General features: G+C 64.0%; 19 protein-coding genes. 3 read left to right on the top strand and 16 right to left on the bottom strand.

Annotation, left to right across the window (positions count from 1 at the left end; genetic code table 11):
* The first annotated feature begins 158 nt into the window (after positions 1-158).
* Complete coding sequence (locus tag ACN0X6_RS04915) at positions 159-2,624, top strand: glycogen/starch/alpha-glucan phosphorylase (RefSeq protein ID WP_417702561.1); 2,466 nt, start codon at positions 159-161, stop codon at positions 2,622-2,624.
* A gap of 16 nt (positions 2,625-2,640) precedes the next feature.
* On the opposite strand, the gene ACN0X6_RS04910 is transcribed toward ACN0X6_RS04915, so the two are convergent.
* The 11 genes from ACN0X6_RS04910 to glgA form a co-directional block, all read right to left on the bottom strand.
* Positions 2,641-2,862: a hypothetical protein gene (locus tag ACN0X6_RS04910; RefSeq protein ID WP_017676873.1), complete on the bottom strand. Its 222-nt coding sequence runs from the start codon at positions 2,860-2,862 to the stop codon at positions 2,641-2,643.
* Between the two features lie 111 nt (positions 2,863-2,973).
* Entirely contained in the window at positions 2,974-3,969 is a 996-nt protein-coding gene (locus ACN0X6_RS04905) for a lysylphosphatidylglycerol synthase domain-containing protein (RefSeq protein ID WP_417702560.1), read from the bottom strand.
* Complete coding sequence (gene clsB / locus ACN0X6_RS04900; protein WP_417702559.1) at positions 3,966-5,168, bottom strand: cardiolipin synthase ClsB; 1,203 nt, start codon at positions 5,166-5,168, stop codon at positions 3,966-3,968. Before clsB ends, ACN0X6_RS04905 begins: the two co-directional genes overlap by 4 nt.
* Positions 5,165-5,953 carry an endonuclease/exonuclease/phosphatase family protein gene (locus ACN0X6_RS04895; RefSeq protein WP_417702558.1) on the bottom strand — a complete coding sequence of 263 codons (789 nt, stop codon included), beginning with the start codon at positions 5,951-5,953 and terminating at the stop codon, positions 5,165-5,167. The genes clsB and ACN0X6_RS04895 overlap by 4 nt, the downstream gene beginning before the upstream one ends.
* A 16-nt stretch (positions 5,954-5,969) precedes the next feature.
* Complete coding sequence (locus ACN0X6_RS04890) at positions 5,970-7,238, bottom strand: zinc-dependent alcohol dehydrogenase (RefSeq protein ID WP_417702557.1); 1,269 nt, start codon at positions 7,236-7,238, stop codon at positions 5,970-5,972.
* A 184-nt stretch (positions 7,239-7,422) separates the two neighbouring features.
* Positions 7,423-9,537 carry a glycogen debranching protein GlgX gene (gene glgX, locus ACN0X6_RS04885; RefSeq protein ID WP_417702556.1) on the bottom strand — a complete coding sequence of 705 codons (2,115 nt, stop codon included), beginning with the start codon at positions 9,535-9,537 and terminating at the stop codon, positions 7,423-7,425.
* Between the two features lie 10 nt (positions 9,538-9,547).
* On the bottom strand, positions 9,548-9,799 hold the full coding sequence (locus ACN0X6_RS04880; RefSeq protein ID WP_417702555.1) for a DUF2934 domain-containing protein: 252 nt from the start codon (positions 9,797-9,799) through the stop codon (positions 9,548-9,550).
* Between the two features lie 16 nt (positions 9,800-9,815).
* Positions 9,816-12,560: a malto-oligosyltrehalose synthase gene (locus tag ACN0X6_RS04875; protein ID WP_417702554.1), complete on the bottom strand. Its 2,745-nt coding sequence runs from the start codon at positions 12,558-12,560 to the stop codon at positions 9,816-9,818.
* On the bottom strand, positions 12,553-14,607 hold the full coding sequence (malQ, locus tag ACN0X6_RS04870) for a 4-alpha-glucanotransferase (protein ID WP_417702553.1): 2,055 nt from the start codon (positions 14,605-14,607) through the stop codon (positions 12,553-12,555). The genes ACN0X6_RS04875 and malQ overlap by 8 nt, the downstream gene beginning before the upstream one ends.
* Positions 14,604-16,334: a malto-oligosyltrehalose trehalohydrolase gene (gene treZ, locus ACN0X6_RS04865; protein WP_417702552.1), complete on the bottom strand. Its 1,731-nt coding sequence runs from the start codon at positions 16,332-16,334 to the stop codon at positions 14,604-14,606. Before treZ ends, malQ begins: the two co-directional genes overlap by 4 nt.
* 23 nt (positions 16,335-16,357) lie before the next feature.
* The gene (gene glgA / locus ACN0X6_RS04860; RefSeq protein WP_417702551.1) at positions 16,358-17,893 is read right to left on the bottom strand and encodes a glycogen synthase GlgA; all 1,536 of its coding nucleotides are present in this window, start codon (positions 17,891-17,893) and stop codon (positions 16,358-16,360) included.
* A gap of 228 nt (positions 17,894-18,121) precedes the next feature.
* On the opposite strand from glgA, the gene ACN0X6_RS04855 reads away from it, so the two are divergent.
* Complete coding sequence (locus tag ACN0X6_RS04855; RefSeq protein ID WP_417702550.1) at positions 18,122-18,604, top strand: CinA family protein; 483 nt, start codon at positions 18,122-18,124, stop codon at positions 18,602-18,604.
* A gap of 47 nt (positions 18,605-18,651) precedes the next feature.
* Here ACN0X6_RS04855 and ACN0X6_RS04850 read toward each other — a convergent pair whose 3' ends face one another.
* The gene (locus ACN0X6_RS04850) at positions 18,652-19,176 is read right to left on the bottom strand and encodes a DUF4142 domain-containing protein (protein WP_417702728.1); all 525 of its coding nucleotides are present in this window, start codon (positions 19,174-19,176) and stop codon (positions 18,652-18,654) included.
* A gap of 277 nt (positions 19,177-19,453) precedes the next feature.
* Between ACN0X6_RS04850 and katE the strand changes: the two genes are divergently transcribed.
* The gene (gene katE, locus ACN0X6_RS04845; RefSeq protein ID WP_417702549.1) at positions 19,454-21,592 is read left to right on the top strand and encodes a catalase HPII; all 2,139 of its coding nucleotides are present in this window, start codon (positions 19,454-19,456) and stop codon (positions 21,590-21,592) included.
* A gap of 13 nt (positions 21,593-21,605) precedes the next feature.
* Here katE and ACN0X6_RS04840 read toward each other — a convergent pair whose 3' ends face one another.
* The 4 genes from ACN0X6_RS04840 to ACN0X6_RS04825 all read right to left on the bottom strand — a co-directional run bounded on the left by ACN0X6_RS04840 (position 21,606) and on the right by ACN0X6_RS04825 (position 23,340).
* Positions 21,606-21,779, bottom strand: a complete 174-nt coding sequence (locus ACN0X6_RS04840; protein WP_417702548.1) for a hypothetical protein — start codon at positions 21,777-21,779, stop codon at positions 21,606-21,608.
* Positions 21,776-22,105 carry a four-helix bundle copper-binding protein gene (locus tag ACN0X6_RS04835; protein WP_417702547.1) on the bottom strand — a complete coding sequence of 110 codons (330 nt, stop codon included), beginning with the start codon at positions 22,103-22,105 and terminating at the stop codon, positions 21,776-21,778. The genes ACN0X6_RS04840 and ACN0X6_RS04835 overlap by 4 nt, the downstream gene beginning before the upstream one ends.
* Before the next feature lie 476 nt (positions 22,106-22,581).
* A complete protein-coding gene (locus tag ACN0X6_RS04830) occupies positions 22,582-23,010 on the bottom strand; it encodes a hypothetical protein (protein WP_417702546.1) in 429 nt (142 codons plus the stop codon).
* 12 nt (positions 23,011-23,022) lie between these two features.
* Positions 23,023-23,340: a hypothetical protein gene (locus ACN0X6_RS04825; protein WP_417702545.1), complete on the bottom strand. Its 318-nt coding sequence runs from the start codon at positions 23,338-23,340 to the stop codon at positions 23,023-23,025.
* Positions 23,341-23,463 lie beyond the last annotated feature (123 nt).

Genomic DNA, 23,463 nt, shown 5'->3' with positions numbered 1-23,463 from the left:
GGCAGGGCGCCAAGGTGAAGTTCAGGCTTTTTGATCAGTGGGGAAACGGGCAGAAAAACCCTGAACTCATCGCCGTTGCCAAGGCCACAAAAGAAACGCCGCACGCACAGGTGCGGCCTTGGTCATCGCAACGTGCGTGCGCGCGAGGAGCGGGATAGATGAGCGAAGCGCAAAACCAGAGCGAAAGCGCAGTCGCGCAGTTCAAGGCAACCATCCTGGCCAAGCTGCGTTACGCCGTAGGCAAGGACCCGGCCAAGGCCTTTGACCACGACTGGTTCGAGGCACTGGCGCTGACCACCCGCGATCACCTGATCGACCACTGGGAAGAGTCCTCCACCCAGGTCCAGCGACAGGGCAGCAAGCGCGTCTATTACCTGTCCCTGGAGTTTCTGATTGGCCGTTTGCTGGTGGACAACCTGAGCAATCTCGGTCTGCTCGACGTGGCGCGCCAGGCCATGGCCGAGCTCGGTGTCGAACTCGAGCACATTCGCATGGTGGAGCCGGATGCGGCACTGGGTAACGGCGGCCTCGGGCGTCTGGCGGCCTGCTTCATGGAAAGCATGGCGACCCTGCGCCTTGCCGCGCATGGCTACGGCATTCGCTACGAGCATGGTCTGTTCCGCCAGGCGATCATCGACGGCTGGCAGGCCGAGCAGACCGAAACCTGGCTGGACTTCGGCAACCCCTGGGAGTTCGAGCGTCCGGAGGTGGCCTACCGCATCGGGTTTGGTGGCGGCGTGACGACACTGGAAGACGGCACGGGCGCCACGCGCCAGCATTGGCAGCCGCAGGAGACGGTACGCGCCATCGCTTACGACACGCCGGTGGTGGGGTGGCGCGGTGCGTCGGTAAATACCCTGCGGCTATGGCGCGCGCGCGCCGAGGAGAACCTGCAGCTCGACCGCTTCAACGCCGGCGATCACTTCGGTGCAGTGGCCGGCGAGGTGCGTGCCGAAAGCATTTCGCGCGTGCTCTATCCGGCCGACGATACCGACGCCGGCCAGGAGCTGCGTCTGCGTCAGGAGTACTTCCTGGTTTCCGCCTCGCTGCAGGATCTGCTCGAGCGCCATCTGCGCCTGCACGACGACCTGCAAAGCCTGCCGCAGCAGGTGGCGATCCAGCTCAATGACACCCACCCGGCCATCGCCGTGGTCGAATTGATGCGCCTTCTGGTCGACCAGCACCAGATGGCCTGGGTACGCGCCTGGCAGCTCACGGTGGCCACTACCGCCTATACCAACCATACCCTGCTGCCCGAGGCGCTGGAGTCCTGGCCAGTAGCGCTGATGGAGCGCCTGCTGCCCCGGCACCTGCAGATCATCTACCTGATCAACGCCGAGCATATCGATGCGCTGCGCGCCAAGGATATCCATGACTTCCGTCTGCTGCGCGCGGTGTCGCTGATCGAGGAAGACCACGGCCGCCGCGTCCGCATGGGCAACCTGGCGTTCCTCGGTGCACACAGCATCAATGGGGTTTCCGCGCTGCACACGCAGCTGATGCGCGATACGGTATTCAGCGACCTGCATCGGCTGTATCCCGACCGGGTCAACAACAAGACCAATGGCGTCACCTTCCGCCGCTGGCTGTTTCAGGTCAATCCGCGCCTGACGCACCTGTTGGTCGATGCATTGGGCGAGCAGGTTCTGCACCGCCCCGAGGATCATCTGCAGGCGCTGCAACCCTTCGCCGAACGTCAGGATTTCCGCGACGAATATGCGCTGTGCCGCGAGCTCAACAAGGAGGCGCTAGCCGAGCGGGTTAGGCAATTGTTGGGGATCACTCTCGACACCGCGGCGATCTTCGACGTGCATGTCAAACGTATCCATGAATACAAACGCCAGTTGCTCAACCTGCTGCACACCGTGGCGTTGTATCAGGCCATTCGCAACGATCCGACCACCGACTGGGTGCCCCGGGTGAAGATCTTCGCCGGCAAGGCAGCGGCCAGTTATCGCCAGGCCAAACTGATCATCAAACTGGCCAACGACATCAGCCGCACCATCAATGACGATCCCACGGTGCGTGGGCTGCTCAAGGTGGTGTTCATTCCCAACTACAACGTCAGCCTGGCCGAAACCATCATTCCTGCAGCCGATCTTTCCGAACAGATTTCCACTGCCGGGCTGGAGGCCTCCGGCACCAGCAACATGAAGTTCGCCCTCAATGGTGCGTTGACCATCGGTACGCTGGACGGCGCCAATGTGGAAATGTGCGAACGGGTCGGTAAAGAGAACCTGTTCATTTTCGGCATGACGGCCAAACAGGTCGCCGCCCGGCAGCGCCTGGGCCTGGAGATGGGCAATGTGGTGGCGGGTTCGGAACGGCTGGAGGCCGCGCTCGGCGCCGTCCGCGCCGGGGTGTTCTCGCCGGACGATCCTGCGCGCTACGTGGCGCTGGTGGATTCGCTGCTGCACGAAGACCGCTTCATGGTCTGCGCCGACTTCGACGCCTACTGGACCGCGCAGCGCCAAGTCGATCAGCGCTGGCAGCGGCCTGAGCAATGGTGGCGCTCGGCGGTGCTCAATACCGCGCGGATGGGCTGGTTCTCATCCGATCGCACCATCGCCGAGTATGCGCGGGATATCTGGCAGGTGCCGCTGCCACGACGTGAAGGGGACTAATCTCTCGGACTGGCTCTCAGCGCTGCACGCGGTGCGCCGGCGTGCTGCCGCCTTTCTTCGGATGCAGGATGCGCGTGACCTGCACGTCGGTGAACTCGTTGGGCCACTCGAAGGTGTGCAGGGCGCTGAGGTAGAAGCGCGCCTGGTGGGGCGTGAGCTGTTCGCGGTCGGATTCGACCTCCACGCTGTGCGGCTGGTTGTGCAGGATATAGCTGATCAGATGCAATGGCTTGGCCATGGTATGCCTCCGGTTTTGCTGAATGATGTGAGATAGACCTGGGTAACGCGCTTGCGAGTTCCCGCCATCCGCCGGGCGGTTGGCTGCAGGGTGCGCCCGGCGCCCCCTGGGTCAGTGCGGTGCTTGCTCTCGCCAGCCGGGCTGAGTTTCTATCGGTGCCTGGCCACCCTTGCGCATTGCCCGCGCACGTTTTTCCAGCATCAGGTAGGTGGCGCTGGCCAGCAGTAGCGGCAGCAGGTAATAGAGCACGCGATAGGCGAGCAGGGCGGCGATCAGGCTGGCCTGGCCGTACTGGTGCTGCAGCAGGGCGAGAAACACCGCCTCCAGCACGCCCAATCCAGCGGGGATATGCGCCACCACCGCAGCCATGCAGCTGATCAGCAGCACGCCGAGCACCGAGGTGTAGGCGGCCCCCTCCGGTAACAACCAGAAGATCAGTGCCGCCATCAGTGCCCAGTTGCTTGCGCCCAGGCATAGCTGCAGCAGGGCCATGCGCAACGAGGGCAGGGTGACGGAGCGCTCCCGGAAATGCCAGACGCGTTGCCGGGAAAACGCGCAGATACCGACATAGGCGCTGACCAGCCCGAGCAGGGCGAAGCCCAGCAGCTGCAGACCGGTCACACCCAGCGCCCAGTTTTCCGGCAACTGCACCAGACGCAGGGAGAAGATCACCCCGGCCAGCGCCATGTAGCCGGTCCAGTTGGTCAGCAGGCCGAGGCTGAGGATGCGCGTCACCGTCGAAGCGCTCAGGCCGAGGCGCATGTACAGCCGGTAGCGCATCGCCACGCCGCCGATCCAGGTGGTGAAGTTCAGGTTGAAGGCGTAGCAGACCATCGCCACCGGCAGGACCTGGCGCGCCGGCAGCTGATGGCGACTGTAATGGCGGCCCAGCAAGTCGTAGCAGGCAAATACCAGGTAACTGGCGCCGCTCAGCAAAGCGCCCACCAGCAGGGTCCGGGCGCTGTAGTCAGCGAGCGCCTGACGCACTTCGCCCCAGTCCAGATTCCGCGCAAGCATGTACAGCAATGCCGGTACCGCCAGGAGGAAGAACAAGGTCAGTGCGCGTTTGCCCCAGCGCATCCAGGGGTTGTTCTGAGCACCATTCATCCAGTCTTTTCCTCCTCATAGCCACCGGCCTTGTCGGCTGGCTGCAACGGTTTCAGGTTCTTTCGGTGCGCTGGCAGCCAGCCGGCGATGGCCGGGAACCGGCGCAGAAAGTGAAAGCACAGGAACACCAGTGGCGCGCGCCACCAGTAGCCGCGAATCACCCGTTCCAGTTCGATGCGCTTGCAATGCTCGGCAGAAAGCGCGCGCAGGTGCTCATGCAGGTAGTGGTTGAAGGCCCGGTCACGGATCACCAGATTGGCCTCCAGATTCAACGCCAGGCTCAGTGGGTCGAGGTTGCTCGAGCCCACGGTGGACCATTCGTCATCCACCAGTGCCACCTTGCCGTGCAGCGGGCGCTGGCAGTATTCGTAGACCACCACACCGTGGCGCAGCAGGTAGTTGTAGAGCAGGCGGGAAAAGGCTTGGACCCAACGCATGTCCGGCTGGCCCTGCAGGATCAGGGTCACCTGTACGCCGCGTTCCGCCGCGTTGCGCAAGGCGCGCAGCACACGGTAGCCGGGGAAGAAATAGGCGTTGGCGATCACCAGGCGCTTGCGAGCCGATTCGAAGGCGCGCAGGTGTTCGTCTTCGATATCGGTGGTGTGGCGCTCGTTGTCGCGCTCCAGCAGCATCACCCGCGCCTCGCCCAGCGGTTCTCTGGAGGGCTGCGCCGGGCTCGGCTCGCTGAAGGTCGGACGTAGCAAGCGCAGCATGGCCACGTGCAGATCGCTGACGATCGGACCGCTCACCTCGACGGCATAGTCCTGTTTGGCCATCTCGCCAAAGTCGCTGAGGTGATCGGCCGAATAATTGATGCCGCCGACGAAGGCGCACTGGCCATCAATCACCACCAGTTTTCGATGCAGGCGGCGGAACAGGTTGGTGCGCATGCCAAAGCGCCTGGGACTGGGATCGAAGACATGGATCTTGACCCCTTCGCGAGTCAGCGCCGCGACGTACTCATGCTGCAGGTCGGCAGTGCCGTAGCCGTCCACGGCGATGACCACGCGTACACCGCGCCGCGCCGCTTCGATCAGCACCTGCTGCAGCTCAAGCCCGACCTTGTCCTCGTGGATGATGAAGGTTTCCAGCAGCACCTCGATGCGAGCGGCACGAATGCATTGGAATACCCTTGGGTAATAGCCCTCGCCATTGATCAGCAGGCGCACCTGGTTGCCGTCTCGCCATATGCCGCTCACAGGTGAATCTCCGCTGACAGTGGCGCGTGATCGGACAGGTGTGACCAGGGCCGGGTGGATAACACCTGCGGCTGATGCGCCGTGGCGTTGCGGGTGTAGATGCGATCCAGGCGCAGCAGCGGCATGCGCGCGGGGAAACTGCGTGCGGGCTTGCCGTGGCGATGTTCGAAGGCCTCGCGCAGGCCATGCGGCATCAACAGATCATCCGCGCGCAGGCGCCAGTCGTTGAAGTCACCGGCGACTATCACGGGCGCGCCGGGTTCGAAGGTGGCCAGCAAATCCAGCAACAGCACCATCTGCTGACGACGGTGTGCCTCACGCAAACCCAGGTGCACGCACACCGCATGCACGGCGTCCTGCCCCGGAACATCCAGACGGCAATGCAGCAGACCGCGCTGCTCGGTGCCGCTGACCGTCACGTCGAGGTTGTGATACTCGAGGATGGGAAAGCGCGAGAGCAGTGCGTTGCCGTGATCGCCCGCCGGATACACGGCGTTGCGCCCGTAGGCGAACTGCGGCCACATGCTGTCGGCAAGAAATTCGTACTGCGGCATGCTGGGCCAGTCGTGGAAGCGTCTGGCATGCAGGGCATGGCTGCCGAGCACTTCCTGCAGGAACACCAGGTCGGCCCCGGTAGCCTGCACGGCGCTGCGCAGTTCGGGCAGGATGAAGCGACGGTTGAGTGCGGTGAAGCCCTTGTGCGCGTTGATCGTCAGCACGCGCAGGCGCTTGACCGGCGTCACGCGGTCGATGATTACCTCCGGTTTGGCAAGGCTGTTGTTCATCTTCGGCGATGCTCGCTTACAGGCTGCCGGGCTTTTTCGAACGCGACTCGCCGAACGGGTCGGCCTCGGCGATGGCGCGGTCGAGCATGGCGTCGCCGTGCACCTGCTCTTCGCTGCCGTGGCGGGCGTCGTTCTTCGCCGGCTGCAACTGCACCTTGATCCAGCCGCTGTCACGCCGGTCGAAGGCCTTGAAGGCTTCGATGGCGTCGCTCATGGGTCTGACCTGGGTGAGGATCTTCGCGGGGTCGATGCGCCCGGCCTGGACCATCTCGATCAATCGCGGGATGTAGCGGCGATGATTGCAGTTGCCCATGTTGATGCTGAGGTTCTTGTTCATCGCCTGACCGATGGGGAACTCGCGCGTCTGCTGCGGATAGACGCCGATGATGGCCAGCGTCCCGGCCTTGGCCAATGCATCTACCGCCCATTGCAGGGCCTGCTCCGGGGCATCACCAGGCTGCCACTCATGACCTTCTGGCTGACGCGGGGAGTGACCATGGGCAGGGCACTGCGCATCGACGCCCACGGCATCGATGGCGCGATCCACACCGATGCCGTTGGTGAGGCGGCGCAGGGTGTCGACCGGGTCTTCGCGGTCGAAGTCGATTACCTCGGCGCCCTGACGACGCGCCATGTCCAGGCGATCAGCGAGGTGGTCGATGGCGAACACGCGCGAGGCGCCAAGCAGCTTGGCACTGGCGATCGCGAACTGGCCAACCGGGCCGGCACCGAATACGGCCACCGTGTCGCCACTGCCCACTTCAGCCAGCTTTGCGCCGAAATAACCGGTTGGGAAAATGTCGGAGAGCAGGATGGCCTGGTCGTCACTGATTTCACTGGGCAGTTTCACCAAGCCGATGTGGGCATAGGGAATACGCGCCATCTCGGCCTGCAGACCGTGGAATGCTCCGGTGATTTCCGGCCCGCCATAGAAGGCGGTGCCGGCCTCCTTGCCGTTGGGATTGGCCTCATCGCACTGGGCATAGTAGCCGGCTCGACAATAGGCACAGTTACCACAGGCGATGGTCGACGGCACCACGACGCGATCGCCGATGTTCAGGTTGCGCACATCGCTGCCCAGCGCCTCGACGATACCCACGGCTTCATGGCCGAGGATGGTGCCCTTGCGCATGCCTCCGACGGTGCCACGCACGAAGTGCAGATCGGTGCCGCAGATCGCCGCTGCGGTGATGCGGATGACGGCATCGGTGCTGGCCTGCACCTGGGGTTCTGGCACCTCGTCCAGGCGAATGTCGCCGATAGCATGGAAAACCACTGCTTTCATGAGTCTCTCCCGAGACCGGCCAGGGGGCCGGTATGGCTGATCTTTTGCCGGGGGCTGACGCGGACTTGCTGCGTGCGCCCAGCGCCGGCGCTACGCTCAAGCAGCGTCATGGGGTGTCCCAGCATCTGTATTTTTCGAGTTGGCAGGCGAAAGCAGGGTTCAGGCTTTTTTTTCGTGGCTGCTTTTAGCGCAGCAACTCCAGCAGTTGCAGGGAGCGCCCGGGCAGTTCCACGGCGTCCTGCTGCACGGGCCTTGGCAGCGTTTGCGCGGTATGCGTATCGACCAGGCACCGCCACTGGCGCCCGCCGTGCACTTCGGGCAGCTGGAACTCGCAGGGCTGGTGATCGGCGTTGAGCAGCAGGAGCAGGGTGGCATCGGCGCCGCTGCGCTTGACGCCCGATGGCTGCGCGCGGCCGTCCATGAGCATGCCCATGCACCGCGCTTCCTCGTCGTGCCAGTGGTCCTCGTTCATCTCGCCGCCTTCCGGGGCCAGCCAGGTGACGTCCTTGACGTCCAGCTCCTCGTTGTAATGCCCCACCAGAAAACGCTGGCGACGCAGGATCGGGTAACTTCGCCGCAGGGCGATCAGGTGCTGGCAGAAGGCGAGCAGCTCGCGGCCTTCGCCATCGAGCGTCCAGTCCACCCAGCTCAGCTCGTTGTCCTGGCAGTAGGCATTGTTGTTGCCGTGCTGGGTGCGGCCGAACTCGTCGCCCGCCACCAGCATGGGGGTGCCCTGGGCGAACAGCAGGGTGGCCAGCAGGTTGCGCATTTGCTGCACGCGCAAGCTGCGGATCGACGGGTCGTCGGTCGCACCTTCGCAGCCGTGGTTCCAGGAGATGTTGCGGTCGGTGCCGTCCTGATTGTTCTCGTCGTTGGCCTCGTTGTGCTTGTGGTCGTAGGACACCACGTCGCGCAGGGTGAAACCGTCATGCGCGGTGATGAAGTTGACCGAGGCGAAGGGCCGGCGCCCACGCTGGTTGTACAGATCGCCCGAGGCGGTGAGGCGCCTTGCCAGTTCGCCGAGCGCACCACGATCGCCCTTCCAGTAGGCGCGCACGTTGTCGCGAAACTTGTCGTTCCACTCCGCCCAGCCCGGCGCGAAGCCACCGACCTGATAGCCGCCGGGACCGCAGTCCCAGGGTTCGGCGATCAGCTTGACCTTGCTCAGCACCGGGTCCTGACGACAGGCGACGAGAAAGCTGTGACGCTCGTTGAAGCCATCGGCGTAGCGCCCGAGAATGGTCGCCAGGTCGAAGCGAAAGCCGTCCACGCGCATCTCGGTTGCCCAGTAGCGCAACGAGTCGGTGACCATCTGCAGCACGCAGGGATGGCTCAGGTCCAGGGTATTGCCGGTCCCGGAGTCGTTGATGTAGTAGCGGCGTTCATCCGGCAGCAGGCGGTAGTAGCTGGCGTTGTCGATACCGCGCATGGACAGCGTCGGGCCGCGCTCGTTGCCTTCGGCGGTGTGGTTGTAGACCACATCGAGAATCAGCTCCAGGCCGGCCTTGTGCAGGTGTGCGACCATCTCCTTGAATTCGCTGATGCGACCGCTGGCGAGGTACGCCGGGTGCGGGGCGAAGAAACCGATGCTGTTGTAACCCCAGTAGTTGTTCATGCCCTTTTCCAGCAGATGCTGGTCGTTGACGAAGGCGTGCACCGGCAGCAGCTCGACGCTGGAGACGCCCAGCTCGCGGATATGCCGCAACAGTTCGGGGTTGGTCAGCCCGGCGCAGGTACCGCGCTGATGTTCGGGCACCGCCGGATGACGCATGCTGATGCCACGCAGGTGCGTTTCGTAGATCACCGTGCGATCCCAGGGCGTGCGCAGGCTGGGTTGTTCGCTCCAGGTGAACGCGGGGTCGATGACCTTGCACTTGGGCACGAACGGCGCGCTGTCACGCTCATCGAAGCTCAGGTCGCCGGCCGGGTCGCCGATGGTGTAGCCGAACAGCGCCTCCGACCATTGCAGCTTGCCCACCAACTGCTTGGCGTAGGGGTCGATCAGCAGCTTGTTGGGGTTGAAGCGGTGCCCGGCCTCCGGCTCGTAGGGCCCGTACACGCGGTAGCCGTAGACCTGGCCCGGGCGTGCGTCAGGCAGGTAGCCGTGCCAGATCTCGTCGGTGTATTCGGGCAGTTCGATGCGTTCGATTTCGGTCTCGCCGCGCTCGTCGAACAGGCACAGTTCGACCCGTTTGGCATGCGCCGAGAACAGGGCGAAATTGACCCCGAGCCCATCCCAACTGGCGCCCAGCGGAAACGGCGTGCCTTCGGTAACGCGTGAGCGCTGTTGCTTGCGCATGGGGGTGTCCTCAGGCTTTCGGCGTCTTGGGCGTGCGCGGAGCACGGGGTTTCTTCAGCAGCGCCGGCTGTTCGGCCTCGCTCAGCGGCACGGTCTTGGGCTTGCCGATGCGCCGCGGCTTGGCTGTGGACTGGGCTTGCGCCTCGGCTTCGGCCAGCTTGGTGGCCATCTGCCAGTGGCGCTCGTCCTGGCCATGAGGGCGTCCTTCGGATTCCCAGATCTGAAAGGCAAACTCGCGTATGCGCTGCTCATCGATATTCATGGCGTGACTCCTGTGATCAAGGGGTAAGGCGAAGCAGGTTGACCGGCAACTCGGCCAGCGCGCCGGCAAGTGGCACGCCCTCGTGCGTTGCGACCTGGCCAGGGGTGAGCAGGCCGGTGACATGGTGGTCGCCCAGTTCGCCGGGCAGCACCACGGTGGTGTCGCCCCAGCGCCGTGCAGGCACACGTGGCTGGTCGTGCTCCGCGAGCAGGCCGGCAGCCAGGCGCGGCGCGATCACCAGCAAACGCTCGTCGCCGTGACTACGCAGGAAGGCGACGACCTGGGCGGCATGCGCGCCCGTTACCGGCAGAGGCTGATAAGCGCCCCGGCTGAACAGCACGGGATGCGCCGCACGAAGCGCCAGAACCTGCTGGATCAGCCATTGCTTGATGCGCCCGTCCTGCCAGGTGGCCAGCATGGCCGCTGGCTCGCGCTCGGCCTGCAAGGCGGCCTGTCGCGCGACGAAGTCCACCGGGCGGCGGTTGTCCGGGTCGACCAGGCTGAAATCCCAGAACTCGCAACCCTGGTACAGATCGGGCACACCCGGCGTGGTCATGCGCAGCAGGCATTGCACCAGGCTGTTGAGGGCACCGGCAGGGGCTATTGCGGCGACGGTAGCCGCCAGCTCGGTGCGCAAGGCCAAGCCGGCTGAGGTGCATAGCAGGCGCCGCAGAAAGTCGGCACAGGCCGTCTCGTGTGCGTCGTTCGGCGCACTCCAGGCGCTATTGAGCTTGGCCTCGCGCAGCGCCTTGCGCTGCCAGCCGAGCAGGCGCTGCAGGTAGGCCTCCAGGCCAACGTCATCATTCGCCTGCAGCCCCAGCGGCCAACTGCCGATCAGCGCCTGGTAGAGAATCGCCTCTTCGCCGCCATCCGGCGCCTGCTGCAGATGACGGCTGCGCAGCGGCTGCGCCAGTCGTTGCCAGCTGCGTACACGTTCGGCATACCAGGCAGCGCGCTCGCTGAGCACCGCCAGGCGCGCGCGGCAGTCCTCGCCGCGTTTGTGGTCATGGGTGGCGGTGGTCAGCAGATTGAGCGGGTGTTGCGCTGCACGTTGGCGGCAGGCCTGATGGAAACGCTCGACGCTGGCACTGAAATGCTCGGCATCGAAGCCCACGTCATAGCGCGACAGCAGCACGCCGGCGCGATACAGGGCGGTGTCTTCGACGGCCTTGGCGGCCACCGGCGAGGTCAGCTGCTGGAAGCGCGTCAACGCCTGAGCTCGCAGGCGCCGTGCACGGCCGGGCGGCAGTGCACGCAGAAAGGCGCCGCCGAGCCAGTCGTCGAGATGTGACAGCAAGGGCCAGTCGGCTTCGGCCAGGGTCTGTCGCGCACCGTCCAGCGCCTGCAGGAAGAAGCGCCGATCCTGCTGCGAACGGCCACAGGCCTGGGCATAGGTGCGATACACCGGGAAGTGCACGATCAACTCGCGCAGCGCGCGGCGGATCGCGCCGAGGGTCAGGTCGCGCGTGGCGATGTCATGCCGGGCGACGTGCAGCAGGCGCTGGGCGACTTCCTCCAGATCACCGGCCAGCGAGCCTTCCAGCACCAGGCGGCGCGCCTGCCGGATTTCTTCCTCGAACGCTGCCGGTCGGCCGCTTTGCGTTCGCCACAGCTCGCTCAGTGGCCGCTCGCCATGCGCATCGTGCTGCAGCAGCGACACCTGATTCATGAACTCGTAGCCGGTGCTGCCCTCCACCGGCCAGTCCTGCGGCAGTCGTTCACCGGCGCCGAGAATCTTCTCCACGAAAATCGGCAAGGGCGCGTCGCCGCGCAGTTGCCGGATACGTCGCCGCAGCCGGCTGCAATAGGCGCGCGGATTGGCCAGGCCGTCGATGTGGTCGATGCGCAGGCCGTCGATCAGACCGCGCTCGATCAGTTCGAAGACCTTCGCGTGCGTCTGCTCGAAGACCTGGCGGTGCTCGACGCGCAGCGCGCCGAGCTCGTTGATGTCGAAGAAACGCCGCCAGTTGATGTCGTCCGCCGCCGTGCGCCAGCTGGCCACACGGTAATGCTGGCATTCGAGCAGCGCGTGCAGACGCTGCTGCGCCGCATCGTCGCGGCCCTGAAAATGGCCCAGCAGGGGCGTCACCTTGTGCGCCTGAGCGGCCAGTTCGGCGCACAGCTGTTCGGCCTGTGTGCGGCGGTTTTCAGCGTGGTCCAGACGGGCGAAGCGCTGGCCCAGTTCACGCAGCGCGGCATCCTCACTGCTGCGCAGGATGGTGCCGTAGCTGGGCGGTGTCAGTGGCAGGCGATGCTCGAAATGCTGCGCGTGAAAGCGCCCGCGCCCGGCATCGAACACCAGCTCCAGCGTGCCGTCACGCAGCGCCTCGCCGTAGTCGCTGCGCAGAAAGGGCAGCAGCAGCTGGCCGCTGAGCAACGGGTCATGGGATTGCCACTGGATGTCGAAGAAGGCTGCGTAAGGGCTTGCTTGCCCCCATTCCAGCACGTCCAGCCACCAGGGATTGCCGTCGCCACCCACGGCCATGTGATTGGGCACGATATCCAGGATCAGCCCCATGTCATGGGCGCGCAGGGTTTGCACCAGTTGCACCAGCGCGGCTTCGCCACCCAGTTCGGGGTTGATCCGGCTGGGGTCGACCACGTCGTAACCGTGTTGCGAGCCGGGGCGAGCAGTGAGAATCGGCGAGGCATACAGGTGGCTGATACCCAGCTGGGCCAGGTACGGCACCCGGGCTGCCGCGTCATGCAGGGTGAAATCCTTGTGCAACTGCAGGCGCAGCGTGGCGCGCAACTCAGTCATTGCCTGCCTCCCGGCGTGCGCCATCGAGGCAGGCCAGACGCTCGCTGGTGTCTGGCTGTGCCAGCAGTTCGCCGGCCGCCAGCGGGTAGCGTCGCCGCCAGTTCGGGTGGATGTCGCCAGGGCCGGGCAGGTTGGGCTGCTGCTCCAGACCGCAGGCGTCCTCCAGCGGCAACAGGGTCAGTGGCGCCGGCGTGCGGCCAATGTGCTCGATGCAGGCCAGCAGGCTGGCGTCGTCATCCGTCCCTGTCACCATGTCCTGACGCTCGAACAGCTGGCGCAGCGCCACACGCTCGCCAGCACGCTCGGCGTGATCGCCTTCGAGCAGCCGCGCGTCGCGCTGCCCGACGCGCACCCGCCATTCCAGATCGCGGCCGGCGAGCCAGCCCTTGATCGTCGGCAGATCGTGGGTGGTGGTGGTCGCCAGGGCATTGCCGGGCCAGCCTTCGGCCGGCACGAAGCCGAGGTCGTCCTGCTCGAACAGCAGCACCCGCGTGCCGAGGATATTGCGTGCGGCGAGTTTGTCGCGCAGGCCCTCGGGCACGGTGCCGAGGTCTTCGCCGATCACCAGGGCACGATGGCGGTGCGATTCCAGCGCGAGAAGGCGTAGCAGATCATCCAGCGGGTAGCGCAGGTAGGCGCCGTGCTGCGACTGCGCGCCCTGCGGGATCACCCACAGCCTCTGCAGGCCCATCACATGGTCGATGCGGATGCCGCCGGCATGCGCCAGATTGGCCCGGAGCATCTCGATATAGGCGCGAAAACCGTGCTGACGCAGCCCCTGCGGCGAGAAGGCGGCGACGCCCCAGTTCTGCCCGTGACGATTGAGCACGTCCGGCGGGGCGCCGACGGTGACCTGCGGCAGCACTTCGTCCTGGCGCGACCAGGCCTGGCTGCCGGCGCAATCGGCGCCCACCGCCAGGTCGGCGATCAGCCCGATGCCCATGCCGGCTCCGCTGGCAGTGGCCTGCGCGGTCTCCAGACCATGGGCGATCAGCCATTGGCAGAAGGCGTGAAAACGCAGCTCATCGGTGTGTTCGATGGCAAAACGGGTCACGGCGCCCTGATTCGGGCTGCGTAGCGCTTCCGGCCAGGTGCGCCAGTCGCCGCTGCTTCCTTCGCGCAGGCGTTGCGCATGAATGGCCTCGAAGCAGCAATGCTGCTGCAGCGCATCGCCCCCGGCGGTGCGAAACGCCTCGAAGCGTTCCTGCAATTGGCCGGGGTTGTGGCAGAAATCCGCGTACAGCTGGCGCATCAGGCATTGGCGAGTAGCGGCCACGGCCGGCCAGTCGATCAGCTCCAGCGCCTCCAGGCGGGTCATTTCACTGTGCAGTCCGGCGGCCTGAATGGCGTGCTTGACGCGTTCCTCGCCGAGCAGGGTGACGGGGGCGGCGTACAGGGTGTTGAAGAACAGCCGGCTGGACGGTGAATAGGGACCGTAGCTGTGCAGATCGGCGCTGAACTGCGCGTGAACCGGACTCAGGCCGATGGCATCGGCGCCGTGATTGGCGGCATGCCGGGCTAGTTCCGCCACCGCCAGCGTATCGCCCAGGCCGCCATCACCGTTGCGACGTAGCCCGTAGAGCTGTGCAGTCAGCCCCCAGATGCGCGGCTTGCCGCACAGCTGTTGGACCGACATGCAGGCGGCCGGTGCCACCGCGAGCGCATGCCGGGTATCGCGAATCTCCAACTGGTAATAGCCAGGCTGTTGTTGCGCGGGCAACTGGCCGTCATGGTCGAGACGGCCCTCATCGACATTGCCGTGCTCGTCGGTCAGCCGATAGGGGCTTTTTGCCGGGTAGAGGGTCAGGGCCAGTGGTTGGTGCTGGTCCTGAAGCAGCAGGCTGGAATCTTCCGGCCCATGCGGGCGGTGCACCAACGAGCTGAGGCTTTCACGCATTTGCTCAGGGCTTTGCGCCGGATAACCAAGCGCCTCCAGCAGGTTGCGCTGCGCTTGCGGGGTCACGCTCTGTGGCTGCCCGTAGGCATCGATCCAGTCGATGCTCAGATCCGCTGCCTGCGCCAGTTCGGCCAGTAGTCGATCGCTCATCGTGCGGGCTCCAGGGTGACCAGGGCGCTGCGCGGCGGCAATTGCGCCTGACGCAGGTCGGCATCGTCGATGCGCAGGGTGTACAGGCGTTCGCCCTGTGTGGCAGGCGAGGGTAGGGACACGGCGCTGATGCCTAGATTGACGGCGATGCTCAGCGCCGGGCCGTTACCCAAACGCCAACGCGCCAGTACGGCGCCGTCGCCCAGCACTTGCGCGCCGAGACTGCGTGCCTGCTCCAGTCCAGGCAGCAGACGGCTGTGACGCACCTGCAAGAGGCCGCGATAGAAGGCCAGCCACTCGCGTTGCTGCGGCTCCAGTGCCGGCGCCAGATCCGGCTGTGAGCGCTGGAAACTGGCCTCGGCATTGGGATCGGCGATGGCTTCGCGGCTGTGCGCTGAGCTGAACTGGGAAAAATCGGTGAACTCGTTGCGCCGCCCTTCGCGCACGGCGTTGGCCAGCTCATCGTGATAATCGGTAAAGAACAGAAAAGGCCGTTTGCTGCCCCATTCCTCACCCATGAACAGCAGCGGCACCATCGGACACAGGAGCAGGAGCACGGTGGCGGCCTTCAGCGCGTCATGGTCGGAGAGCAGCGTCAGGCGCTCGCCGAAGGCGCGGTTGCCCACCTGGTCATGGTTCTGCAGAAACAGCACGAAGGCATGTGGCGGCAGATCGGCACTGGGTTCGCCGCGCGGCTGGCCATGGCGATTGGCCTGGCCCTGATAGACGAACCCCTGTTCCAGGCAGGTGGCCAGCTTGCGGGTCGGCGCCTGGGCGTAATCGGCGTAGTAGCTTTCGTTCTCGAAGGTGAGCAGGGCATGCAGGGTGTTGTGGCCATCATCGTTCCACTGTGCATCGAAACCCTCGCGCAGCAGCTGTGCGGCGTTGTGCTCGTTTTCCAGCACCAGATGCACGTGGCGCGGCTGCGGTAGCGCCGAGCGCACGCGCGCCGCCAGCTCCTTGAGAAATTCGTCATCATCGATGGCGTGCACGGCGTCCAGACGCAGGCCGTCGACGCGATAGTCCAGCAACCACATCAAGGCGTTCTCGCAGAAGAAGTCGCGCACCTGCGGGCGGCTGAAGTCGATGGCGGCGCCCCAGGGCGTGATGCGCTCCTGGTGGAAGAACTGCCGCGCATACAGGCCCAGATAATTGCCGTCCGGGCCGAAGTGGTTGTAGACGACATCGACGAATACCATCAGGTCACAGGCATGGGCGCTGTCGATCAGTTGCTTGAGTTCATCGGGTGTGCCGTAGGCGTTGGCCGGGGCGAACGGCAGAACGCCGTCATAACCCCAGTTGCGCATCCCAGAAAAGGTATTGAGCGGCATCAGCTGCAAGGCGGTGACCCCGAGGTCGGCCAGATGCGGCAGATGCTCGATGACCTGCTGAAAACCACCGAACAGGCCGACATGCAGCTCATACAGCACCGTCTCGTGCCAGGGCCGACCATTCCAGTCGCGGTGATGCCAGATATAGCTCGAGTGATCGATGACCTGGCTGAAACCATGCACGTCCTCGATCTGCCGACGTGAGGCCGGGTCCGGTACCGGCCACCGTCCGTCGATGCGGTAGCGATAAACGGTGTCGCTCGGGCAGTCGAGCAGCAACACGAACCAACCGTCATCCTGTGCCTGCATCGGGTGCAGCCGGCCATTTTGCAGTTCCACTTCCACCTGATGGCAACTGGGCGCCCACAGGGCGAAGCGCACGCGTCCATCGGCCATTGGTCGGGCTCCGTGGCTGTACATCAACGCAGCGCTCGGTGGGCATTGGTCTGGCTCAGCAGACGTTGAAAGAGGCGGTCATACGCCTGCGCCGACTGGCGCCAGTAGAGCGGGGCGCGCATGGCCTGGCAACGCATGGCTTCCAGCAGCTCGGGATGTTCGAAAACCTGCAGCGCACGGTCGATGGTCCGGCGATAGGCATCGGCCCTGGGCGCGTCGAAGAGAAAACCGCTGACGCCATCCTCGATGGTGTCGGCCAGACCGCCCGTGCAACGGGCGATGGGCAGCGAGGCGTAGCGCTGGGCGTACATCTGGCTGAGGCCGCAGGGCTCGAAACGCGAAGGCATGAGCAGGAAGTCGCTGCCGGCATACAGGCGCCTGGCATCGCTTTCATCGAAACCTATATGCACGCCAATGCGCCCCGGATGGCGTCGGCCCAGCTCCGCCATGGCGGCCTCCAGCGCCGGTTCACCCTGGCCGATCACGCCGATGCGGCCGCCTCGGGCGACGATGTGCTCGGCAACCTGCAGGGTCAGATCTATACCTTTCTGCTGCACCAGACGCGATACCACGGCGAACAGCGGCCCGTCGTCATCGAGGCCCAGCCATTGCTGAACATATTCGGCGTTGGCCTGTTTGCCCGCCCAGTCGCCAGCGCTGAAACCCTGCAGCAGGTGCGGGTCGCTCGCGGGGTGCCAGCTCTCGTCGATGCCATTGGCGATACCGCTGAGCTGGTCGATCTGCACCTTGGTTCGCAACAGGCCATCGAGACCGCAGCCTTGTTCCGGCGTGGTGATTTCACGGGCATAGCGGCGGCTCACGGTGGTGACATGCTGTGCATGGGCGATGCCGGCCTTGAGAAACGACAGCTGGCCGTAGAACTCCAGGCCATCGATGCCACAGGCCGACTCCGGTATCGCCAGCTCGCTGGCACAGCGCATGTCGCACAGGCCCTGGTAGGCCAGGTTGTGAATGGTCAGCAAGCAAGGCGTGCTGGCTTGGCGCCAGGCCATGTAGGCCGGTGCCATGGCCGCTGGCCAGTCGTTGGCGTGCACCAGTTCCGGGCGCCATTGGATGCTGGCATCGCCGCTGGCGATTTCCGCAGCAGCCAGGCCGAGGCGGGCGAAACGGATGTGGTTGTCAGCCCAGTCGCGGCCCTGGGCATCGACATAAGGCGAGCCATCGCGTTCGTACAGCGCGCGATTGAGCAGCACGTAGACGATCAGTCCATCGGCCAGATCCATGCGCCCGATCTGGCAAGGTGGCAACGCCGCCAGACCTGGCAACTGCCCGACGATGCGGATCGGTCGGCCGCTTTCAACGACCTGGCGATAACCGGGGATCAGCAGGCGAATGTCGTGCTGCGGCGACAACGCACGGGGCAACGCCGCAGAAACATCGCCGAGGCCGCCGCACTTGATCAGATCGGCGAATTCCGACGTGACGAACAGCACGCGCTTGCGCTGCGGGTGCTCGCTGTGCATCTGCAAGGGAGGCTTGGCTGCGGCGTAAGGTGTGGGTGTGGCGTGAATATGTACGGAGGCTGCAGCGCTTGCCATGTCTCTCTCCATAGGCTTGGACCTGAGAACGACTCGCCGTGCGGGCGAGGGCCTGGGGAGGAGCGCGATGGACGATGGTGCGATCTCCCCCCTTACCCTTGAGCTGACGGGGTGAGGCGAACAAAGGTTCGACCTTTTTTTCACCGGGCAAAGGCAACGTAAAAGTTGAACTTTGCCCATGCTGGCCGCTTCCACTGAGCACCCTGACAGCTCCAAGGAGAGCGGCAGATGCAAAGCGTCGAGCAGGTGGTGAATTTTCTCAGCCAGTACGAACTGCGCCTGGCCACCGCCGAGTCCTGTACGGCGGGGCTGATCAGCGCGCTGGTGGCGAATGTGCCCGGCAGCGGCAAGGTGCTCGATTGCGCGTTCGTCACCTATTCGCCGCAGGCCAAGCAGCGCTGCCTTGGCGTCAGCGCCGATACCATCGAGCGTTTCGGCCTGACCAGCGAAGAGGTAGCGCGGGAGATGGCACTGGGCGCATTGCAGCGCAGTGATGCCGATATCGTTCTGGCCAATACCGGCCTGGCGGAGGCTGAGGGAGAGATGGACGGCGTGCAGTGCATCGCCTGTGCGATTCGCCTGGAGCAGTATCCGAACATTCTCAGTGAAACGCTGAAGTTCAGCGGAGGCCGCAACCAGGTACGTGAGCAAGCGGCACGCTACGCCCTGATGCAGTTGCCTTACTACGTGCAACGACTGAGTCAAGGCTGATTGGCGAGGCGCTGCCGAGCTGCATCAGCAGCCCGGCAAGCGAGCGATCACTGTTCCGGCAACTGGCCGTTCAACTGCTCAGCGCGTTGCAGATGCTGCTCCAGCTTGGGCAGCGTCTCGCGAGCGAAGCCAGCGAGCTCCTGGTCATCGGCATTCACGGCGCGACGGAACAACTCGATGGTCTCGCGGTGAGCGACCACCTGATTGTTCATGTAGGCCTTGTCGAAGCTGTCTTCGCTGCGCAGTTTGAGCACCAGGGCCTTGGCCTGGTTGATCAGTTCGGCATCGTCGGAGACCTCCAGGTCCTTGCTCTTGGCCAGCTCGGCCAACTGCTGATTGGCCCGACGATGGTCGTCGATCATCATCTGCGCGAAGCCCTTGACCGCTTCGTTCTGCGATTTCTCCAGGGCCAGTTTGGCCGTTTCGATCTCGGCGACGCCTTTCGCCGATGCCTCTTCGACGAAGTCTTCGCTGCTGATCGATTCCGCCTGGCTGGCAGCCTGCAGACTGCTGACGGCGCAGATGACGAGGGCGGCAGCAGCCAGTAAGGCCAGTGGTTTCAACGGGTGGATGTTCGATCCTCCTGGGATGTGCGTTCACAGGGGTAGAAGGGCCAGGCAAGGACGAAGTTCAGGACAAATTTGCCGCAGCGAAGCCGCCCTAGGTCAAGCGCAGCGGCCCGCCATCACTGGCCCCTCGGGAAAAATTCAGGTCGAACGGAACAGCCGCAGCCCGTCTCAAAAACTACCCGGAGCGACTTTCCCGTCGCTGGCGTGGCCGCCATGCCCGACATGGCCACTGAATAACCGAGCGCGCGATATGCACGCCTCCAATAGCCAGGAGTAGCCCATGAGCAAGCAACCGAAAACCGCCGAAAACAGCCAGATGGCGGGCAGCGATACGCTCGACCGCAGCAACAGCAACGCCAAGCTCGAACAACTCGAGCGCTTTCGCGAGGACGCCACCGGGGAAGCGCTGACCACCAACACCGGCACGCGGATCGCCGACAACCAGAACAGCCTGCGCGGCGGCGAGCGTGGCCCGACGCTGATGGAAGATTTCATCATGCGCGAGAAGATCACCCACTTCGATCACGAGCGCATTCCCGAGCGCGTGGTGCATGCCCGCGGCGCGGCAGCGCATGGCTATTTCGAGGTGACCGATCCTGCCAGCGACCTGACCTGCGCTGCCTTTCTCGGCGAAGCCGGCAAGCGCACGCCGGTGTTCGTGCGCTTTTCCACCGTGCAGGGGCCGCGCGGCTCGGCCGATACCGTGCGCGACGTGCGTGGTTTCGCGGTGAAGTTTTATACCGAGGAGGGCAACTTCGACCTGGTCGGCAACAACATGCCGGTGTTCTTCATTCAGGATGCAATCAAGTTCCCCGACTTCGTCCATGCGGTCAAACCCGAGCCGCATAACGAGATTCCCACGGGCGCGTCGGCTCACGATACCTTCTGGGACTTCGTCTCGCTGACCCCGGAATCGGCCCATATGGTGCTGTGGACCATGTCCGACCGCGCCATTCCCATCGCCTATCGCTCGATGCAGGGCTTTGGCGTACACAGTTTTCGCCTGGTCAACGGCGAGGGCCGGAGCAAGCTGGTGAAGTTTCACTGGCGACCCAAGGCCGGGGTTTGCTCGCTGGTCTGGGACGAGGCGCAGAAACTCGCCGGCAAGGACCCGGACTTTCACCGACGCGGCCTGTGGGAGGACATCGAGCGCGGCCTCTATCCGCAATGGGAACTGGGCCTGCAGGTAATGGACGAGGAGGACGCGCTGGGCTTTGGTTTCGACCTGCTCGACCCGACCAAGCTGGTACCCGAAGAGCTGGTGCCGGTGCGCGTGGTCGGACGCATGGTGCTCAATCGCAACCCGGACAACTTCTTCGCCGAGACCGAGCAGGCGGCCTTCCATGTCGGGCATGTGGTGCCTGGCATCGATTTCAGCAATGACCCACTGCTGCAGGGGCGTCTGTTTTCCTACACCGACACCCAGTTGCTGCGCCTGGGCGGTCCCAATTTCAACGAAATCCCGATCAATCGGCCGCTTTGTCCGTTCCACAACAACCAGCGTGACGCGCCGCATCGCCAGCAGATCAATCGCGGTCGCGCCTCTTACGAACCCAACTCGATCGACGGCAACTGGCCGCGCGAGACACCACCAGCACCCAGCGGGGGAGGCTACAGCTCCTATCCTGAACCGCTGCAGGGGCACAAGGTGCGGGTTCGCTCAGCCAGCTTCGCCGATCACTTCTCCCAGGCCACGCTGTTCTGGCATAGCATGAGCGAGGCCGAGCAGCAGCATATCGTCGATGCCTACAGCTTCGAGCTGTCGAAGGTCGAGCGTCTGTTCATCCGCGAGCGCCAGGTCAAGGAAATCCTGGCACGCATCGACCCGCTGCTGGCCTTGCGTGTGGCAGAGAACCTGGGGATCGACCTGGACAGCACCTCGACCTCGCCGATGGAGGGCAAGCTCCAGGATTCTCCGGCGCTGAGCCAGATGAATCTGCTGCCTGGCGATATTCGCGGACGGCGCGTTGCGGTCCTGCTGACGCCCGGCTGCAAGGCCGACGAGGTCGGCAGTCTGAAGAAGATGCTCGAAGCAGCCGGTGCCGTGGCCAAGCTCCTGGCGCCTTCGGCAGCGGCGTTGAAGGACTCCGACGGCCAGCCCATGCAGCCCGATGGCAGCTTCGCTTCGGAGCCGTCGATTACGGTAGATGCGGTCTTCGTGCCGGGTGGCGAGTACGTGCTCAAGACCCTGCAGGACGATGGCGTGGCCAAGCATTACCTGCTGGAGGCCTACAAGCACCTCAAACCCGTGGCGCTCAGCGGTGATGCCGCTCAGCTCGCTGCGCTGCTGGGGCTGGAGGAAGACGATGGCATGCTTTGCGGCGACAGCTTCGATCCCCTGTACATGCGCTTCGAAACGGCACTGAAACAGCATCGTATCTGGGCCCGGGAAATGCGCGCCAGAAGCATTGCTGCCTGAGCCGACGCCCGGCCTAGCGCGGTTTTTCGGCGCTTGGCCGGGGTTTCTTCTTGCGCTGCGTCTGGGGCGATGGACGCAGCGGCACTGGCGCGTCGAGCTGCGAGCCAGGGTCCTCGTTGCCGGGATCGTCCAGCAGCGCCTCGCTGGAGCGCGCCACTGGCGTGCTCGCGGTTTTGTCCGATTTCATGCTGGCTCCAGCCGCGGTTCTTCTGCACACACCTGGCAGGTGCGTGCGCACTCCTGACAGTGCGCGCTGGCGTGCTGCACGCATTCCTCGGCGCAGGCCAGGCAGGCGATCCGGCACAGCTGGCTGGCCACTGCGACATAGGGGCTGTTGCGCAGCATCAGCGTTGCCGTCAGGCGGCACAGGTCGGCGCAATCACGGCATAGCGCGATGCAGCGATAATGCCCAGCATTGCCCTCGCTCAGGCAGGCCGAGGCACAGTGTTCGCAAGCATTGGCACAGCTGCTGTAAGCAGTAATGTGATCGAGATAGTTATACGCTTCTGACATGTCTATGCCTCGCTGTATAAGTGCTGTAGAAAATAATCCTGATCGTCAATAAATAGTAGTATCGCTATATGGGCGCTATCGCGCCGGATAACCTCCTGTGGCCATTAAAAAGATCATTGCGACCACTGGCTGTGCGCGAAAAAAGTTGGCCCATCATCCTAATCCCAGAGTCGCGTGGACCGGCAATTGTTCCGGCCACTCACCGGGAATATCCAGACAAGTAGAGTCCGCACGGTCTACTGGCGACAGGCTTGTCGTTACGAAATACATGGACCGTCGCTCACGGCTGTAGCAGAACGAGGAGGGCCGCCATTGCAATGGAACCGTAAATGACTGGGCCGGCATGACCCACCTCCTTTCAATAAGCCATGTGCATGTCGACAGCCATGCCGATCATTCGCTCGGATAATCGCGACGCGCGAAACAGTGAAGCCAGGAGAAGGACCGCAAGTAGCAGTCGAGGGCGTCAAGGCCAGCTAGAAGGAGTGATTGGACTTGATCACTTCGATCATCATGTTGTCAGGCCTGTCCGTGTCGCTGCAGGTCAGAATCGAGCGGCTGAGCTCGAACTCTGCGTCAGGTCGTGCAGCCGCGGCAGTGTCGTTGCTGCACTCTTCGCAGTGTGGATGGTTCAGGGCTTCGCTGTGAACCTGATAGCAGTTCGAGTCGATCTCCTGCAAGGAGCGCTGCATCGACTGGGCTCTGGGTTGCGGCTGGGACAGCATCACCGCCAGTGCGGACGGTTCAAAGGGCTGCCAGATCAGCAACGCCACCAGGCATGCAGAGCCGGCCATGTAGGGCCACTCGTCCAAGAACTGGTGACGATATGGCATATGCCTTGTGATGCGTCCGAGCAGATCTTCCGGCTTGTTTCGAGCCAACGTTGAATCGTTGCGTCTGGCCACTGGCGTATCTCCTCATTTCTTTTCGAGCTTTCTCATGGCCCATAAGCGAGAGGAGCGCGTACGGAAAATCGGCTCGCGCGAGTAGGTGGGCAATGTTGAGGTACAGCAGTGTTTGACCGCGTCATTGACCGACTCGGGATCTTCGCTCAGCGCCATGTCGAAATGAATCAGGCGAATGACTTCTTGCGTCGAACAACTTCCATCGAGAACGCGAACGAGTTGACGTTCTTCATGAGCAACGGTAAGCACAACACTGCCATCCGGTCTCGGTGTCATGTCAACTTGGTAAAGGGATAACGCTGATCTGATACTTTCCAGGTCGTGTTTCATGAGCTTCTCCTTAATTGCACTCTTCAAACATAACCATGTATTTAATGTCTACCAACCCTTGGGACGATTAGTAAAAGGAAAATTCAAAGTGACATCATCTACCGAAGTTATACAAAGCGGCCG

Origin of the sequence: Pseudomonas sp. (assembly GCF_048269965.1) — a bacterium.
Lineage (GTDB): Bacteria > Pseudomonadota > Gammaproteobacteria > Pseudomonadales > Pseudomonadaceae > Aquipseudomonas.
The sequence above is the reverse complement of the archived record's forward strand: the minus strand, read 5'-3'. Positions and strand labels throughout refer to the sequence as shown.

Coding starts and splice junctions, on each gene's coding strand:
- ACN0X6_RS04915 (WP_417702561.1), top strand. CDS start 159: ATGAGCGAAGCGCAAAACCAGAGCGAAAGCGCAGTCGCGCAGTTCAAG.
- ACN0X6_RS04910 (WP_017676873.1), bottom strand. CDS start 2,862: ATGGCCAAGCCATTGCATCTGATCAGCTATATCCTGCACAACCAGCCG.
- ACN0X6_RS04905 (WP_417702560.1), bottom strand. CDS start 3,969: ATGAATGGTGCTCAGAACAACCCCTGGATGCGCTGGGGCAAACGCGCA.
- ACN0X6_RS04895 (WP_417702558.1), bottom strand. CDS start 5,953: ATGAACAACAGCCTTGCCAAACCGGAGGTAATCATCGACCGCGTGACG.
- ACN0X6_RS04890 (WP_417702557.1), bottom strand. CDS start 7,238: ATGAAAGCAGTGGTTTTCCATGCTATCGGCGACATTCGCCTGGACGAG.
- glgX (WP_417702556.1), bottom strand. CDS start 9,537: ATGCGCAAGCAACAGCGCTCACGCGTTACCGAAGGCACGCCGTTTCCG.
- ACN0X6_RS04880 (WP_417702555.1), bottom strand. CDS start 9,799: ATGAATATCGATGAGCAGCGCATACGCGAGTTTGCCTTTCAGATCTGG.
- ACN0X6_RS04875 (WP_417702554.1), bottom strand. CDS start 12,560: ATGACTGAGTTGCGCGCCACGCTGCGCCTGCAGTTGCACAAGGATTTC.
- malQ (WP_417702553.1), bottom strand. CDS start 14,607: ATGAGCGATCGACTACTGGCCGAACTGGCGCAGGCAGCGGATCTGAGC.
- treZ (WP_417702552.1), bottom strand. CDS start 16,334: ATGGCCGATGGACGCGTGCGCTTCGCCCTGTGGGCGCCCAGTTGCCAT.
- glgA (WP_417702551.1), bottom strand. CDS start 17,893: ATGGCAAGCGCTGCAGCCTCCGTACATATTCACGCCACACCCACACCT.
- ACN0X6_RS04855 (WP_417702550.1), top strand. CDS start 18,122: ATGCAAAGCGTCGAGCAGGTGGTGAATTTTCTCAGCCAGTACGAACTG.
- katE (WP_417702549.1), top strand. CDS start 19,454: ATGAGCAAGCAACCGAAAACCGCCGAAAACAGCCAGATGGCGGGCAGC.
- ACN0X6_RS04840 (WP_417702548.1), bottom strand. CDS start 21,779: ATGAAATCGGACAAAACCGCGAGCACGCCAGTGGCGCGCTCCAGCGAG.
- ACN0X6_RS04835 (WP_417702547.1), bottom strand. CDS start 22,105: ATGTCAGAAGCGTATAACTATCTCGATCACATTACTGCTTACAGCAGC.
- ACN0X6_RS04825 (WP_417702545.1), bottom strand. CDS start 23,340: ATGAAACACGACCTGGAAAGTATCAGATCAGCGTTATCCCTTTACCAA.